Annotated in this window: 16 protein-coding genes; 6 read left to right on the forward strand and 10 right to left on the reverse strand. The window is 37.5% G+C overall.

The features are described 5' to 3' along the window. Positions 1 to 6 precede the first annotated feature (6 nt). From CNR22_18100 to CNR22_18125, 6 genes are all read left to right on the forward strand, one after another. Complete coding sequence (locus CNR22_18100; protein PBQ33607.1) at positions 7 to 3,171, forward strand: hypothetical protein; 3,165 nt, start codon at positions 7 to 9, stop codon at positions 3,169 to 3,171. Positions 3,172 to 3,204: 33 nt separating this feature from the next. Beyond that, complete coding sequence (locus tag CNR22_18105) at positions 3,205 to 3,825, forward strand: hypothetical protein (protein ID PBQ33608.1); 621 nt, start codon at positions 3,205 to 3,207, stop codon at positions 3,823 to 3,825. 100 nt (positions 3,826 to 3,925) lie between these two features. Continuing rightward, positions 3,926 to 4,585, forward strand: a complete 660-nt coding sequence (locus CNR22_18110; GenBank protein PBQ33609.1) for a macrolide ABC transporter ATP-binding protein — start codon at positions 3,926 to 3,928, stop codon at positions 4,583 to 4,585. Positions 4,586 to 4,668: 83 nt separating this feature from the next. Continuing rightward, complete coding sequence (locus tag CNR22_18115) at positions 4,669 to 5,898, forward strand: hypothetical protein (GenBank protein ID PBQ33610.1); 1,230 nt, start codon at positions 4,669 to 4,671, stop codon at positions 5,896 to 5,898. Next, positions 5,898 to 7,151 (forward strand): multidrug ABC transporter ATP-binding protein, encoded by a 1,254-nt coding sequence (locus CNR22_18120; protein ID PBQ33611.1) that lies wholly within the window; start codon positions 5,898 to 5,900, stop codon positions 7,149 to 7,151. The genes CNR22_18115 and CNR22_18120 overlap by 1 nt, the downstream gene beginning before the upstream one ends. Before the next feature lie 27 nt (positions 7,152 to 7,178). Next, positions 7,179 to 8,285, forward strand: coding sequence for an efflux transporter periplasmic adaptor subunit (locus CNR22_18125; GenBank protein ID PBQ33612.1), 1,107 nt, complete (start codon positions 7,179 to 7,181; stop codon positions 8,283 to 8,285). Between the two features lie 122 nt (positions 8,286 to 8,407). On the opposite strand, the gene CNR22_18130 is transcribed toward CNR22_18125, so the two are convergent. From CNR22_18130 to CNR22_18175, 10 genes are all read right to left on the reverse strand, one after another. Continuing rightward, complete coding sequence (locus CNR22_18130) at positions 8,408 to 8,860, reverse strand: hypothetical protein (protein PBQ33613.1); 453 nt, start codon at positions 8,858 to 8,860, stop codon at positions 8,408 to 8,410. Continuing rightward, positions 8,857 to 9,468, reverse strand: coding sequence for a hypothetical protein (locus CNR22_18135; protein ID PBQ34945.1), 612 nt, complete (start codon positions 9,466 to 9,468; stop codon positions 8,857 to 8,859). Before CNR22_18135 ends, CNR22_18130 begins: the two co-directional genes overlap by 4 nt. Positions 9,469 to 9,477: 9 nt before the next feature. Further along, complete coding sequence (locus tag CNR22_18140; GenBank protein PBQ33614.1) at positions 9,478 to 9,852, reverse strand: hypothetical protein; 375 nt, start codon at positions 9,850 to 9,852, stop codon at positions 9,478 to 9,480. A gap of 8 nt (positions 9,853 to 9,860) precedes the next feature. Beyond that, positions 9,861 to 10,562, reverse strand: coding sequence for a DNA-binding response regulator (locus tag CNR22_18145; GenBank protein PBQ33615.1), 702 nt, complete (start codon positions 10,560 to 10,562; stop codon positions 9,861 to 9,863). Then, a complete protein-coding gene (locus CNR22_18150; protein PBQ33616.1) occupies positions 10,552 to 11,565 on the reverse strand; it encodes a hypothetical protein in 1,014 nt (337 codons plus the stop codon). The genes CNR22_18145 and CNR22_18150 overlap by 11 nt, the downstream gene beginning before the upstream one ends. 710 nt (positions 11,566 to 12,275) lie before the next feature. Then, entirely contained in the window at positions 12,276 to 13,229 is a 954-nt protein-coding gene (locus tag CNR22_18155) for a DDE transposase (protein ID PBQ33617.1), read from the reverse strand. A gap of 25 nt (positions 13,230 to 13,254) precedes the next feature. Next, positions 13,255 to 13,611 carry a transposase gene (locus CNR22_18160; protein ID PBQ33618.1) on the reverse strand — a complete coding sequence of 119 codons (357 nt, stop codon included), beginning with the start codon at positions 13,609 to 13,611 and terminating at the stop codon, positions 13,255 to 13,257. Positions 13,612 to 13,808: 197 nt separating this feature from the next. After that, the gene (locus CNR22_18165) at positions 13,809 to 14,360 is read right to left on the reverse strand and encodes a polyisoprenoid-binding protein (protein ID PBQ33619.1); all 552 of its coding nucleotides are present in this window, start codon (positions 14,358 to 14,360) and stop codon (positions 13,809 to 13,811) included. 343 nt (positions 14,361 to 14,703) lie between these two features. Further along, complete coding sequence (locus tag CNR22_18170) at positions 14,704 to 15,132, reverse strand: hypothetical protein (GenBank protein ID PBQ33620.1); 429 nt, start codon at positions 15,130 to 15,132, stop codon at positions 14,704 to 14,706. Between the two features lie 85 nt (positions 15,133 to 15,217). Next, positions 15,218 to 15,793, reverse strand: a complete 576-nt coding sequence (locus tag CNR22_18175) for a hypothetical protein (protein ID PBQ33621.1) — start codon at positions 15,791 to 15,793, stop codon at positions 15,218 to 15,220. Positions 15,794 to 15,912: the final 119 nt, after the last annotated feature.

Consider the following 15,912-nt stretch of genomic DNA (forward strand, 5'->3'; position numbering starts at 1 on the left):
ACATGTATGCGAGCTAAATTTATTCTAATCCTGTTTTTAGTTTTTGGAGGTCTCCATGCACAGACGTATGAAAAAGATTGGGCAATTCTGTTTAAAAAAATGGATGCCGGTGAAGCTATATCGGTGAAAGATGGGGAGGGGTTTATTTCTAAGTACAAAAAGAAATTAGCTGAGTACCCTGATAATTCGACACAGCTATACAGCATGCTTGCCAACGCTTTTTACGCGGAGAAAAATTACGCTAAGGCTGAAGAAAGTTATCTCGAGTCCTATAAATATGCACAAACGGCGCAGGATACAACTTTAAAACACATAGTGGAATTAAGTCTGGCCATAATAAATTACAACGCAAATCACCTTTTAGAAGCAGAAAAGTACTATCTGAAGTGTATGGTAGGAATGGCGGCCATCTACGGTCAGTCGAGCCGTGAATACACCGGAATTTTCTATGACTATACACGCTTGCTGATTGACCTGGAGAAGTACAATGATGCCAAACCTTATGTGGAAGCATTACTTTATTATTATAAAACACTGGATGGTGAGAAAAATGTGCAGTACATACAACTTTTAAATTGCAAAGCAATTATTTTGCAAAATCAAGGGGATTATGAAGAGGCGATAAGCATTTATAAAAAAGTGGTAGAGGCCGGCGATCTTCTGCCATTGGGCGATACCATGGGATATGTTATTTCGATTGCCAATCTGGGAGACATTTACCGGGAGACCGGACAGTTCGAAACTGCGCTTTATTATCTTGAAAAATCAAAAGCCCTCTATTCTGAATTTCACTTAAATAATAAAGTCACGGAGGCGAGCAGAGAAAATAATTTGGCATTGTGTTATAAATCTCTTGATCAGTTAAAAAATGCGGAAGACGCTTATAACAGAACGCTGGCTTTATATGTGGAAGCTAAAGAGGAACGATCGGAAGCTTACTGTTCAACATTAAGTAATAAAGCTGATTTACTACGAATTCTGGGAAGGTATGGTGAAGCATCGGAATTATTAATTAAAGCACTTCAACTACGGAGAGAAAATTTCGGTACGCATTCTGAGAACTATGCGAATGCACTTTCTAATCTAGGGAATGTTTATTTTGATACAGGCCTTAACCGGGATGAAAGGTTTTTTCCTGAAGCACTGGAGAAACATTTGGAAGCAGAGAGAATTTACAGGGAAGTTGTAGGTGAGAATCATCAGAGCTATGCTAATTGTATGAACAGCCTTTCTTTGTGTTATTTGCAGTTAAAAGATTACAAAAAAACAGAAGAGTATAAATTAAAAGCTTTAAAAATTATTGAAAGGAGTGTTGGTAAGAACCATTACCGCTATGCGTCTTATTTAATTTCAACTTATGGTTTATACCGGGTGACCAATCAGTTAGATAAGGCAGAGAAAAATATGAAAGAGGCATTGCTTCTCACCGAAAAAAACTTTGGAAAAAATCATGAGCTCTACGCCAATGCTGAAATGGCTCTTGCAGAAATACATACCTTAAACGGAAAGTATGAAGAGGCCGGTCCCTTGTATTTTAACTGCCTGGAGTATTATGCCAATCAACTCAATGGTTATTTTGACGCCATGAGCGAAGAGGATCAGCAGAGTTTTCTCGCGTGTATAAACGTGGTTTTTGAGAGTTATAATTTATATGTGATCAACTACAAATTAAATTTTTCAGGAAAGGATCTTTCGCAACATATACGTTTGATCCTGAAATACCAGATGATGTTAAAGTCTTTGTTAGCGAATAAATCGGCGCGCGTGAAAAAAGCAGTTGTTACAAGTAAAGACGAAAATTTAAAGACCATTTACGCTGAATGGTTAAGTCTTAAAAATGAACTGCTCAATAAATACAAATCGGCTGATGCGGCTAACGAAGATAATAATGCGTTATACAAAAGAATTTCAGAGCTTGAATCTCAATTAAAATCAAAGCTGCCTGATTTTACGAAGGAGAAAGAGGTGAGCTTCGAACAACTCAGAGAAAAGCTCCTGCCTGGTGAAGCAGCCATTGAACTATTTAAAGTTCACGAATTGGTTAACGATACGCAGAGTCTTGCCAGGTATGGTGCCTTGATAATTACGAAAACCAGCAAAGAGCCTGAGCTAATCGTTTTTAAGGAGGGAAATAAAATGGACAACCAATCTTTTACTTATTATTCAAACAGCGTGGATAATTTGAAAAAAGATACTTTAAGTTATGCGGTTTATTTTAAAGCTTTTCAATCTTCTTTGCAAGGAATTACTAAAATTTACGTTTCGTCAGATGGAGTGTTTCATAAGATCAATTGGTTAAGTCTTTACGATCCTGCAAAGAAAAAATACCTGGTAGATTCTTACGAAATTTACCAGACCTCTAACCTCGGATCTTTTTCAAAAGGCACGGCTAAAGCCGAGGCCGGATTAAGCGCCAGTCTTTTCGGGTATCCAGACTACGACTATGATTTTAAGTTAGACAAGGCAAAACTAAATGTCAAAAACTCGCAGTTGGTTGCAAAACGCTTCGGACTCACAAACCTTGCGAAGCTCCCAGGCACTAAAACCGAAGTAGAAGAAATCTCCAAAGAGCTAAAAAATAAAAACTGGAAAGTAAATACCTATACGGAACAATTTGCAAGCGAAGAAAATTTAAGAAAATTAAAATCTCCGCGCATTCTCCATATTGCTACGCATGGATTTTATCTAAAAGATGTTGAGAGCGAAGACAAACTATTTTTGGGTTTCGAAAATTCGATGATTAAAAATAATTCTTTGCTGAGGTCCGGCATTATATTGGCAGGTGCTGGTCCTGCAACGGAAGACAGTACAAATCACAATTCAGAAAATGACGGCATTGTTACGGCTTACGAGGCTTGTTTGCTGGATCTCGATAAAACAGAACTTGTAATACTTTCTGCTTGTCAAACCGGCCAGGGTGATGATATGGGGGCAGAGGGCGTTGCGGGATTACAGCGGTCGCTTACCATTGCCGGGGCAAAAAATATTATGATGAGTCTTTGGCCGGTAGATGATTTTGCGACGCAATACCTCATGACCCAATTTTACAAGCATTACGCTGTTTCTCAAAATGTAGAATCGTCTTTTAAACTTGCGCAACTGGAAGTCAAGCAAAAATATACGGAGCCACTTTATTGGGCTGCTTTTGTTTTGTTGAAGACCTTTAACTAATTTGCGCGACAAACCCATTTGATATTGACCAGTATGAAAAACCCAAACATCTGTTTTAGCCTGATTTTCGCATTCTTTATTTTTACCGGATTAAAATCGCAAAGCGATACTCTTGGCCCAATGCGTAAAGAATTTTATCTTTCTTTTGCAACGAGCTCACCTTTGAGTATTACCCTTAAATATAAAAAACAAATAGCACCCAAAACATATTTTAAAATAGGATTGGTTAATCTTTCAGGGGCATACAGTGAATCGGGAAGTGGTTCGGGTACTTTTCCAATAAGTAATCTGTTTTATTCTGGTGGCGTTGAAATTGGATTTGAGCGACGCAGAAAGGTAACAACTAAACTGAGTTTTTTTCATGGACCCGCAGTCAGACTTACAGCTGATTTTAACCAAAGGCGCAATTTAAATCCTGCAATTCCCCAGGATCAGCAAAAATCTACTTCCACTAATTACACGGGCGCAATCCCTTATTCATTAGGGTTACTGTTCCAGGTTTACGCTAACTTTCACGCTGCAGTTGAAATAAATCCCTCCGTGTACGCTACTTATCAAACCGGGACCAATAGTGCGCAAAATTATAAAGGCTTTACCACAGGAATAGGATTCGACAACCGTTTCGCACTTTTCTCTTTAGTTTATCGCTATTAGTTGGGAATGTATAAATCGAAAAGGGGTGATTTCTATTTGAACGCACTATTTTAAAGATGAAAGGTAAGTCTGTTTAATTTAATTCTATTTATTTTTGAACGTGATTCAATTAAGCGGAATTCGAAAGTCATATCAATTAGCAGAAACCTCTTTCGAAGTTTTAAAAGGCATAGACCTCCATGTTCGCGAAGGTGAATTTGTGTCCATTATGGGATCTTCGGGATCAGGAAAATCCACTCTCTTAAACATTCTTGGAATTCTCGATAACTACGATTCGGGCGATTATTTATTAAACAAAACCTTAATAAAAGATCTTTCTCAAAAAAGAGCAGCTCAATTGCGAAATCAATTTTTAGGATTTGTATTTCAGTCTTTTAATTTATTGTCCTTTAAAAATGCGATGGAGAATGTGGCTTTGCCACTTTATTATCAGAAAGTTTCACGCAAAGAGCGTAATAAAAGGGCTTTGGAATATCTGGAAAGAGTGGGTTTGCTGGACTGGGCCAATCATTTACCAAGTGAGCTGAGCGGTGGACAAAAACAACGCGTTGCCATTGCCCGGGCATTAATAGGAGATCCGAAAGTGATCTTTGCTGACGAACCAACCGGCGCTTTAGATTCGCAAACTTCCATTGAAGTGATGGATATTTTTAAAGAGATTAATAAGCAAGGAAAAACTATTGTGATTGTAACGCATGAAAATGACATTGCTGCCTTGACGGATAGAACGATACGTTTGAAGGACGGTTTAATAGTATAGAATAGTTAGTAATAAGTAATGAGTACCGCAAACAAAGTAAATCTAAGCAGTAAACTATAAACTATTGACTATAACCTTCGTGTATGTTCGATCTCGATAAATGGCAGGAAATATTAGGTACGATTAAGAAAAACAAGCTTCGTACTTTTTTAACCGCGTTTAGCGTGGCCTGGGGAATATTTATCCTAATAGTACTTTTAGCGGCAGGCCAAGGTTTAAAAAATGGCGTGCAAAGTCAGTTCGGGAATGATGCAGCAAATAGTATTTGGATTGAAGGAGGTATGACCAGCATGCCTTTCCAGGGCTACAAGCCAGGAAGACAAATTCAATTGACGAACGCTGATTTTTATTTTGTAAAAAATGATATTCCTGGTATAGACAATGCGAGTGGCATCTACCAGGGTTGGCAAAGCAAAGTTTTGTCTTACAAAAAAGAGCATGTGGCTTTTATTGTGCGGCCCGTAGCACCTGACCATCACAACCTCGAAAAAGCTAAAGTGGTAAGTGGTCGTTTTATAAACGAAATTGATTTCAATGAATTCAGAAAAGTATGCGTAATCGGACTACCGGTGCGTGATGCCTTGTTTAAGAAAGAAGATCCCTTGAATAAGTTTATTGATGCGGCGGGAACACAGTACAAAGTGGTAGGTGTTTTTAATGATCCGGGGCGGGGAGACAATGATAGAATTTATGTTCCCTTGTTAACAGCTCAAAGAATTAACAGTGGAAAAACGGATGTCAGCACACTTTGGGTTAGCACGGGTAGTGTGAGTGTGGAGCGCAGTGAACAAATGAGTGAAGAGATCCGGCAACATCTGGCAAAAAAATACCATTTTGATCCCAAGGATAGAAATGCACTGGGGGTATACAATAATAATGTGGAATACAAAAAAGTAATGGGAGTTATGACAGGCATTAAATGGTTTGTGTTTGTGATTGGCGTTTTAACTCTGATTGCAGGGGTTGTGGGAGTGAGTAACATTATGATGATTGTAGTGAAGGAAAGAAATAAAGAAATTGGAGTACGTAAAGCTTTGGGAGCTACACCGTTTTCCATAGTTTCATTAATAGTGCAGGAAGCTGTGTTTATTACATTCATTGCTGGTTACAGCGGTTTAATGGCGGGAATCGGCCTGATCGAAGTGCTAAAATTCTTTAAGTTAGAAAGCGATTTTTTTAAAGATCCGGATGTGGATCTGGAGATTGCTATCTATTCAGTGATTTTAATTATAGTAGCAGGTGCATTGTCGGGTTTATTTCCGGCCCTAAAAGCCGCTAAAATTGAACCTATACACGCCTTAAGAGAAAGCTAATGATTTTTGAAAGAGATAATTGGCAGGAAATTTTCGCAACCATTCGTAAAAATAAACTACGGACCTTCCTGACCATGCTCGGAGTTTTCTGGGGAATTTTTATGTTAGTGATCATGCTCGGCTCTGGTAACGGTTTGCGCAATGGCGTACTACACGGTTTTGCAGGAACAGCCACGAATAGTTTTTTTATGTGGACGGAGCCAACTACTAAGGCCTATAAGGGAATGAAACCTGGAAGACAATTTTTTTATAAACTCTCTGATATCAACGCACTAAACACTCTACCAGAGCTTGACGTAGTTTCACCGATGTTGCAATTGGGAGGTTACGAAGGCGCCAATAATGTTGTAAGAGGTTTAAAAACTGCTGCCTGTGAGATCCAGGCCAATTATCCCAATATTGCAAAAATACGTCAAGTCGTTATCCAGAAGGGCCGCTTCTTAAATGATCTGGACATAAAAGAAAAAAGAAAAATTTGCGTGATTGGTCCCCGTGTAGCGGAAATGCTTTTTAAGAAAGGAGAAGAAGTTATTGGTGAGTACGTTCGTATTAACGGTGTCTATTTTAAAATAGTAGGCCTCACAAAAGTTGCTTCTGAAGGCGGAGAAGGAAGAGAAGATGCTCAAAAGATCAATGTCCCTTTTACAACTTATCAAAATGCCTTTAATTCTGGAGATAGGGTTGGCTGGTTCGCTATTAAATCTCGCGATGATGTGCCTGCAGAAGTTGCTGAAAAAAAAGCCATAGCGCTTTTAAAAGAAAGGCATAAGGTAGCTCCGGAAGATAAAAAGGCAATCGGACACTGGAACATGGCCGTGGAATTTAAAAAAATGAGTGGACTTTTTTTTGGAATTGAATTGTTGGTTTGGATAGTAGGCTCCGGAACCTTGCTGGCAGGAGTTATCGGCATCAGTAATATTATGTTGATCGTTGTAAAAGAACGTACAAAAGAAATTGGCGTGAAACGTGCTTTAGGCGCGGTTCCCGGTCAAATTATCGGGCAAATTGTTTTGGAGTCCGTTTTTTTGACAGCGATCTCGGGTTATTTTGGTTTGGTTTTAGGAATCGGCTTGATGGAATTATTGAATATTGCTGTGGGAGATAGCGCAGATATGTTTCGAAATCCTACCGTAGATCTTTCGGTTGCCATCACCGCATTAACTATACTAATTGTAAGCGGTGCAATAGCAGGATTAATTCCCGCCAACAAAGCGGTTTCTATTAAACCGGTTGAGGCTTTGAGAAGTGAATAGTGTATTAAATGATAAAATTTATAGAGTATGTTTAGAAAAATTAGAAATATAGTATTAGTAGTTTTATTGGGTGGTCTATTTATCTGGACCTTTTACTTTCTTTATCAAAAATCACAAAAACCACCCGAGGTCTTTAAAACCCTGAACCCATTTGATACGGCTATCGTTAAGAAAACTGTTGCAACAGGTTCTGTGACCCCGCGCAGGGAAGTCAACATGAAGTCGCAGGTGAGTGGCATTATTGAAAAGCTGTATATCGTGGCGGGACAGGAAATAAAACAAGGTGATGTTATTGCAAAGATCAAAATTATTCCGAATATGCTTAACCTGGCGAATGCCGAGAATAGGGTAAGTGCAGCTCAAATCAATTACGATAACTCTAAGTTAGACTACGATCGCAATAAAGTATTATTTGATCAGAATGTTATTTCGAAGTCTGATTTTCAGTCTATTGATCTGAGAATAAAATCAAACAAAACAGAATTAGACGCAGCACTCAATCAATTACAAATCATTAAAGAAGGAGTTTCCAAATCGGAAGGGTCTGTTTCTAATACCATGGTAAAATCCACTATAACGGGAATGGTACTGGATGTGCCGGTAAAAGAAGGTGGACAAGTGATCGAAAGCAATACGTTTAATGAAGGAACAACTATTTCTTCTGTTGCAAATATGGGAGAGATGATCTTTGAAGGTAAGCTTGATGAAAGCGAAGTAGGGAAGGTGCAACAAGGCATGGATATAGTGTTGACGATAGGTGCAATAGATAAAGAAAGTTTTAAAGCGAAACTAGAATACATTGCTCCAAAAGGCATCACAGAAAATGGAGCGATCCAGTTTTTGATCAGGGCTTCTATTAATAAAGATAATTCGGCTTTCTTAAGGGCTGGCTACAGTGCTAATGCAGACATTATTTTGGCTAAGAAAGAAAAAGTACTGGCAATTCCTGAAAGTGTTTTACAATTTGAGAAAGAAAAAGCTTACGTGGAAGTTGAAACATCCACTCAAAAATTTGAAAAACGTTTTATTAAAACGGGTTTATCGGATGGGATAAACATCGAAGTACTGGAAGGTTTGAAAAAAACAGACAAGATTAAGATGTTGCAGGTTGAGGAAAAGAAAGAAGAGGATTAAGTAATAGTTTATTGATTGTAATAAATTGATCAACCTCAAGAATCTATAGTTGATTACCCATAGTTGGTAGTGTTTTCGTTGGATTTTTCTTCTCAACAAAGTGTGTTCTGTTAAATAAAAATTTATTTTATTTCTTTTCCAAAGTCATAATGTTCCACCTTAGTAATGTTTCCGTTAGCATCGTAATACTTCCATTCTCCGTGTTTGCAATGGTCTGATTCCTGCATCATTGACTTTCCATGTTCCGTTTCAATTTCGATAGGTTTCTTCTCTTTTCCTGATGGACAATGAATGTAGAGTGTTCCAGCATCTAACAAAACATCATCAAGTGAATAATTCTTCATATAACAAGGATTACACTTTTGTATCGCCTTATTCACATCCTGAATCTTTTGAAAATACTCTTTTGTAACAACCTTATCATTTATTTTATAGGTCGCCGAATCTCCCCTCAGGGATCGGCTGTAACTGCAATGGTATACTTTTACAGTATCCAATTTTGTTTTTTTATTTTTTTGAGCCTGCATCATATAAGGCAGGGTAAGCAAAAGCATGTTTAAAATGACTTGTTTCATTGATTTTGGGTTTTAAGTTTATTGATTTGTCTGTCCTGCAATTTAGAAAGAAAAATCAACATACAGGTGGCTCCTATAGTTGCGTAAAGCATATCCGATTGTGTATCCCAAACATATCCCTGCGTTCCTAAAAATGAATCGGCTGACTCTCCTGATGCTACGGCCACAAACCATTCTAAAAATTCGTAAAATACGCTGATAAACACACATACGGTTACCGTTAGAAAGGATGTCCATCCTCCTTGTTTTACCACTTGTAATCTTATAAAAAGTTCCCTTGTAATAAGCGCCGGAACAAACCCTTGAGTGAAATGTCCAACTTTGTCATAATTATTTCTTGTTTGATCGAACGCCTCTTTGATCCAGTTAAATAAGGGAACTTCTGCATAAGTATAATGTCCGCCAATAAAAAGAACATAGCAGTGAAAAAGAATAAAACAATAAGTGAGGTAGGTGAAAGTAAACCGCTTAAACGTAAACAAGAGTACGAAGAAGCCTATGATAGCCGGAAAGACCTCCAAAAACCAGGTAAAGTAATCATGAGGTTGAATGCCTGAAATGATGAGACCTGCAAAAAACAGGATAACTAATAGGTAGTGTTTTCTCATGTTCATATTTTATAACCAGCGTTTTATGGCGACGTCGCTGTCTTGTGGGCTTGTATTAAACATTATTTTTGAATGAGGAGCATGTTCATGCAGACAATTAATAAGTTTTTCGAAAAAGATAAGATTTGGTGGCGGAATACGAATACCAGCGCCAATCAATAAACCATCGTACTTCGTTGTTTTCAAATGCGCTTCCAGTTCACTGAGATCTGAATTTCCAAGATCAAAGAAAAAACGAATTACTTCGAACCCCAGACCCTTTAATTTTTTAATCTCAGCAGCAACGCCGGCTTCTATTATTTCTGCTGTTAAGCCGGGAGGAAAGCCGGGCTGTGAAAAATCTAACGTTTCGGGATTAAAACCCAGGTATAAAATGGTTTTCATATGTTTTATTATTTTTTTCCATCTGCTCCAAAGCCAATGAGTTTGTAAAAAACATCTTTGTACGTTTCACTGATGGGAATATAAGTTTCTTTTATGCGTATGCGGCTGCGTTCGATCACTTCTATTTTGTCGAGACTTACAAGATAAGATTTGTGCACACGGCAAAATTTAGAAGTTGGAAGTTCTTTTTCCAGCTCTGTAAAAGTTTGTGCGGTGAGGATTCTTTTCGCAGGTGTGTGTATACAACGGTAGTCGCGCATGCCCTCAATAAAAAGCAATTCACTTAAAAGCACTTTTTCAATTTTATAATCTGATTTTACAAAGAAAAAATCGCGCTCTTCGGCCGCCAATCGGTTCATCTGAAAAAACACTTTTTCTACAGATTGAATAAATCTTTCGATACTAAAGGGCTTTAATAAATAATCGGTCACATTTAGTTCATATCCTTTTAAAGCGTAACTGTCGTATGCAGTTGTAATAATAACGTGTGGTTTTTTATCAAGTGATTCGAGGAGTTGAATGCCATTGAGTTCATCCATTTTGACATCCAGGAAAATCAGATCCACTGCCTGTGTTTTTAGAAATCCAATCGCTTCGAAGCCATTATCAAAAGCCCGTAGAAGTTTGAGATACGGGATTTTCTCCACGTAGCTCTTTGTGCGTTTCAAAGCCAGGGGCTCATCTTCTACCAGGATGCAATTAATTATCATCTAACTGAATTTCGAGTGTTACAAGATACCAATTGTTTTCTTCTTTTGTAAAAAGCCTGTATTTACTGGAATAGAGAAGATCTAACTTTTGTTTTAGAAGTTGGCTGCCAATTCCGCTTTTTTCAGATTTCTCTGCTGATCTTTCGTTGATGTGATTTTTACAGTGAAAGACTAATTTAGTTTCTTCAGTTTTGATTTGAATAGTGATGGCATTTTTAATTTTTTTATTACTGGCATATTTAAAAGCATTTTCAATAAAGTGAATCAGGATCATCGGCGAAATGGTTTTATCACTTGTATCTCCAGTTACCTCCAAGGTCACAAAACTCGCATTGGCAGTTCTTATTTTTTGAAGATCGATGTATTTTTGAATGTATGCTATTTCCTGAGCAAGCGCCACCTTATCGGCATTTGATTCGTAAAGCATAAACCGTAAAATGTCAGAAAGCTTTTTGAGATAAACAGAAGCTTGTTTTGGATCTTCTTCTATAAAGGCGTCAATGTTATTGAGATTGTTGAATAAAAAATGCGGATCTATTTTTGATTTTAAAAGCTCAAGTTGGCTGCTTACCTTATCTTTTTCTAATTCAGCTTTTAATTTTCTATCCTTCAGCCATTCAATAAAGATTCTGAACAGAAAACCGAAAACATTGAAGTACAAGACCGGACCAAGGATCGTAAAAGCCCGGGAAGATACGGGACTGGCTGGAAGCGAAATAATCAATGTGAAAGAAATATACACAGATGCTACCCAAAGCAAACGTAATGGCCGTTTTAAGAAAAAGTTTAAAGAAAAATACGAAGCGTAAAAAACACAGGAGCCAATAGAAAGTATAAATAGAATTACGGGAAAAGTTGTATGCACCTCATAAGTACCTTTTGCTGGATGAGTGTAAAGAATAAACCAGGCCTGTACCGCAGCCCATTGAAATAACTGCTCTATGAAACAAGCAGTAAAAATCCAGAAAAAAAGATGAAACATTACAAGAACAGACTTGTTCATAATTTAAAATATTAAGTTAAACAATGATGTAAAGGTCTGGCTTCATGCTTTGGTAAAAAAATAAGTTCTGCGTAATGGGGTTTTTTGCCTGCAAGAGCTGAATTCCCGAATTAATTGTAACCGTGTACAATCATAGTTAATGAGTTCTTTTTTAGATGGTGTTTAGCGCCTCTCTCAAATTTTACAAAAAAATACCTGTTTTAAAAATGTTATCTATGCTAAAAGTGATTCAGAACTTTTTTTTGTTTTGGTTCTGCGATTTAGAGTTTATAGTGTCTAAGTTCATTTCTCGACTACGCTCGAAATGACAATTATTGGTTAAGCCTCTTTCAGCACGGGCAATGTTAGTTTGATCGCGATTAACATACAGCGGATATTAAGGCCCGCAAATCGCGCAATAAGTGCCAGTTCAACTTAGAGACCGTCAGTTCAACCGAAGACTGTCAGTTCGAGACAGAGACTGTCAGTTCGAGACAGAGACTGTCAGTTCGAGCGTAGTCGAGGACAGTTCAACCCATAGACTGTCAGTTCGAGCGTAGTCGAGAACAGTTCCACCAAGAGACCGTCACTTCGAACGATAGAGTGTCAGTTCGAGCGTAGTCGAGAACAGTTCCACCGAGAGAGACTGTCAGTTCGAGCGTAGTCGAGAACAGTTCAACCGATAGACTGTCAGTTCGAGCGGATCAGGCGCAAAATCTGTGGAGTAAAATTTAGGCAAATAGTTTAGAGAGTCTAAATAGGAAGAAATTTACATCTGTAACTCCTCGGTATTGCGCTCTAAAAGCTTTGATTTTCGCATTAAATGATTCGGCTGAGGCATTAGTACTTCTGTTATTAAAGTAGTTTAGTATTCTTTTGTAATTGTTTTCAATGGTTCTGGATAGGGTATTGAAGGTCTTGAACCCAGATTGGGCAACCTCTTCATGCCATTTGGCTAATCTTGTAAACGCATATATTTTCTCTTTTGTATTGCTGTAGATCCAGGATAATTTTTGAGCCAGACCATACGCTTTTTTAATATCAGGATAACGATCAAAAAGTATGTTAGCTCTTTGGGATTGTTCTAAAGTCCAGTTGTGTTCGGCTTTGTAGAGTAAATAGCGGCTTCTTGCGAGTAGTTGTTTGAGAGTCTCACCATTACTTAAAATTTCAGGGACATAAGCTCTTTTGTTTTTCCGGGATTCGTCAATGCCATTATTTTCAGCCTCTATAGCTTCCCAACGATGTCTTATTCTTATTTCCTGGAGTGCTTCGGTAGCTAACTGTTGAACATGGAAGCGATCAATAACCATACTTGCATGAGGAAAACATTTTTTTACGATTAACCCCATGCTACCCGCAAGATCCAGTGTGACTTCACGAACTCTCTTTCTAAGATGTAAGGGGATACTTTGTAGCAATGAGATTATGCTCTCCGAGTGAGTCCCCTTTAAAATCGCAACTATGGTACCCTTCTTCCCTTTTGCCGCTTTGTTGGAGAGGATTGTGTAAAGCTCTGAGTGTGATAAACAGGTCTCATCAATGGATAAATAAGGACCAATGTTTTCAGGAAATATAATTCCTTGTTCGGCTTTATTCTTGTATTTCCAATCGTTATAATCACTTAATTTCTTACGATAGTAACGCTGAAGCTTTTTGCCATTAATGCCGTAAAATGAGCCTATAGTTTTAATGCTATGCGCATGCGTATCAACTAATTTCTTTTAAAAAAGCCGCAAAATCGTTTGTGATTCGCGTCCCTTTTGTAATGATATCCCAATTACGAAAAACTACACTTCCGGTCTCCTCATTAAGCCAGCGACGACGCTTGACATGCAGAAAAACATTGTGCCCCCGAATCGGAAAATCTTGTATAGTTACCTGATCAAAAAAACCTTTTGAAGTTAATCGGACAGTCGCGTACTCAGCAGGAATAGTGCTTATCTCTTGTAAATACAAATCAATGCGCTCGCTTTCTGAGTCTTTTTTATAACCTGTGAGTTCAAAATAATCGCAAATCCCCTCAGGTAATACTATTTTTAAAAAGTCATTGTAGGATGGGTCCATAGTTAGTTTTAGTCCCCGTAAAATTCAGATTATTTTTTCTTCCCCACAACTTTTGCGCCTGATCCGTTCGAGCGTAGTCGAGAACAGTTCAACCCATAGACTGTCAGTTCGAGCGTAGTCGAGAACAGTTCAACCCATAGACTGTCAGTTCGAGCGTAGTCGAGAACAGTTCCACAAATCCCCAAAAAATAACTTTTCTACTTCGTTACCGGAATGGTAAAATTAATTGTAATCGTATCAGACACCATTTTAGCAAAGCCTTTCATCTTGCCAACATTATAATCTGATCTCCTAACCTGGAAACTTCCGAAGAATGTTTTGTCGCTAAATTTAAAGGGGATGGAAACAGTTTTTTCAACGCCTTTCATTTTTAGTTTTCCATCCACAACGTAGCCACTCGTTGTCTTTTTAAATTTTTCTGAAACAAAAGAGATGGTCTGAAATTGTTTTGCATCAAACCATTTTTTCTTTTTAGCATTCCATGTTCTCAATGAGTTTCCGGTCTTGATAGACTTTACATCTGCTTCCAGTTTTATACGTGCCGTTGAGAGTTTATTTTCATCAAAACTAATTTCGCCTTTAATGTCGTGAAAAAAACCGCTGATTCTTTTGCCGGTAAACCAAACAGAATGTTTGTCAGTGAGTTTCCAGTCTGGAGAATCTTTAAGCGTGAATGACGTTAAAATAAAAAGGACAGCAAGTGTCAACGAGTAAATAATTTTTTTCATGATAAAACGGGTTATGTTCATCCAAATCTACAAACTAAAAGCAAATTTGCAAGGGCGCAGTATTTGTTTTAACTATTTAATAGCAATGAATTCTTCAAAGATGACAGGCTTTTCGACCAAGACCATGTTATGAAAGATAAGTCTTAGTTTATTAACCGTTGATCAAAATAACCCGAATCTTGCAATAACTAGTTTGCAAGCATTGCTTGTATTTTTAAGGTGGCGAAGGAAATTCAACGAAATTGCATAAAATGAAATTGCTTCCCGCCACAGAGGCGGCGGAAAGCTGTTCAAACGAGGTTAAATTGTTCGTCCTTCGGACGCGACGAAAACTTAGCTGTTGTGTGCTTTACATTTTGTCAGCTCATTCCTGTATTTTACAACCGTGTTTTGCTTCTCTAAGTTGGTTTTCAATAGAGTTACCGTCTAGCAACGACCAGTGCTCTACAATTTTTCCATCGGTAAGTTTGTAATACCTGTAACCAACCGTTGATATTTCAAAATAAGTAGGTTCAATATCTCTCCAAACGCCAATGTGTTTAAGATGCATTCTCATTTTCAGCATAACCTTATCTTCTTCGCAAACAATGTCATCGATAATAGTTTTATGTTCGAAAGATTTGCCTGTCCCGATAATCCATAATTTCATACCGTCTTTGTCTGCTGAAAGAGATGGCGGTAGCGAATGGTCAATAAAGCCGGCAGAGATGTAATTGTCAATTTTTTCAAATTGGTTTTGATTCCAAATTTCTTCAATGAAATTTGTTACGATTGATTTGTTTTTTGAATTCATCTTTTTAGATTTTTAAATGAATTGCAAAGCTCAACCTTTCTAATTTTTTTTACCTGTGATAATCGTCACAAAAACTTTCTGGACTTTATTTTTTTCTTATTCTGCTTAATGTTTCCCTTGCAATACCCAAATAAGATGAAAGTTGGGAAAGACTTATTCGCTGCAATATTTCAGGTTTGTTTGCCTGTAAATAGTGATAGCGTTCCGTTGGGGAATAAATTTTAAACAAGTTGCTGTGTTCTTCCTGGGCTATTAAAAGTTGTTCTAGAAGTTTTCTGCCGAATGATTCCATCTCTGCCGATACATTGTAAAGTTGTAGAAGTTTGTCTTTGTCAAATTCGTAAATGGTTGTAATTTCTCCCGCTTGTATTGAATTGTCAGCCGAAGAAGCAGAGCGTAAACTTTTTAAGTTGGTAGTAAAATTGCCTTCAAAAGTAAAGTCTGTGTTTATTTCTGTACCATCTTTTTCAATAAACGTCCTTAAATATCCTTTTTCAACGAACATGATAGTTTTACAAATTTGTCCCGTCTTTAGAATAAATTCTCCTTTTTGAAATTGCCGTTTATCAGCAATTTCAAAGAGCTTGTCAAGGCTTGAAACAGAAATTTCAGTAAGTTCGGTTATCGTTTTGTATAATATGGTTTTTGAATTGTCTGTCATATCTTAGGGTATTCCAGTGCATAATTGCTTTATACCAGCTATCAGGTATAGGAATCAGCTTAAACCAAATATAATTAAATTATCAGCTTTTATTTTCTCCTGAACAAAAAATCCCCCAC

The organism is Sphingobacteriaceae bacterium (genome assembly GCA_002319075.1).
GTDB lineage: Bacteria > Bacteroidota > Bacteroidia > B-17B0 > Aurantibacillaceae > Aurantibacillus.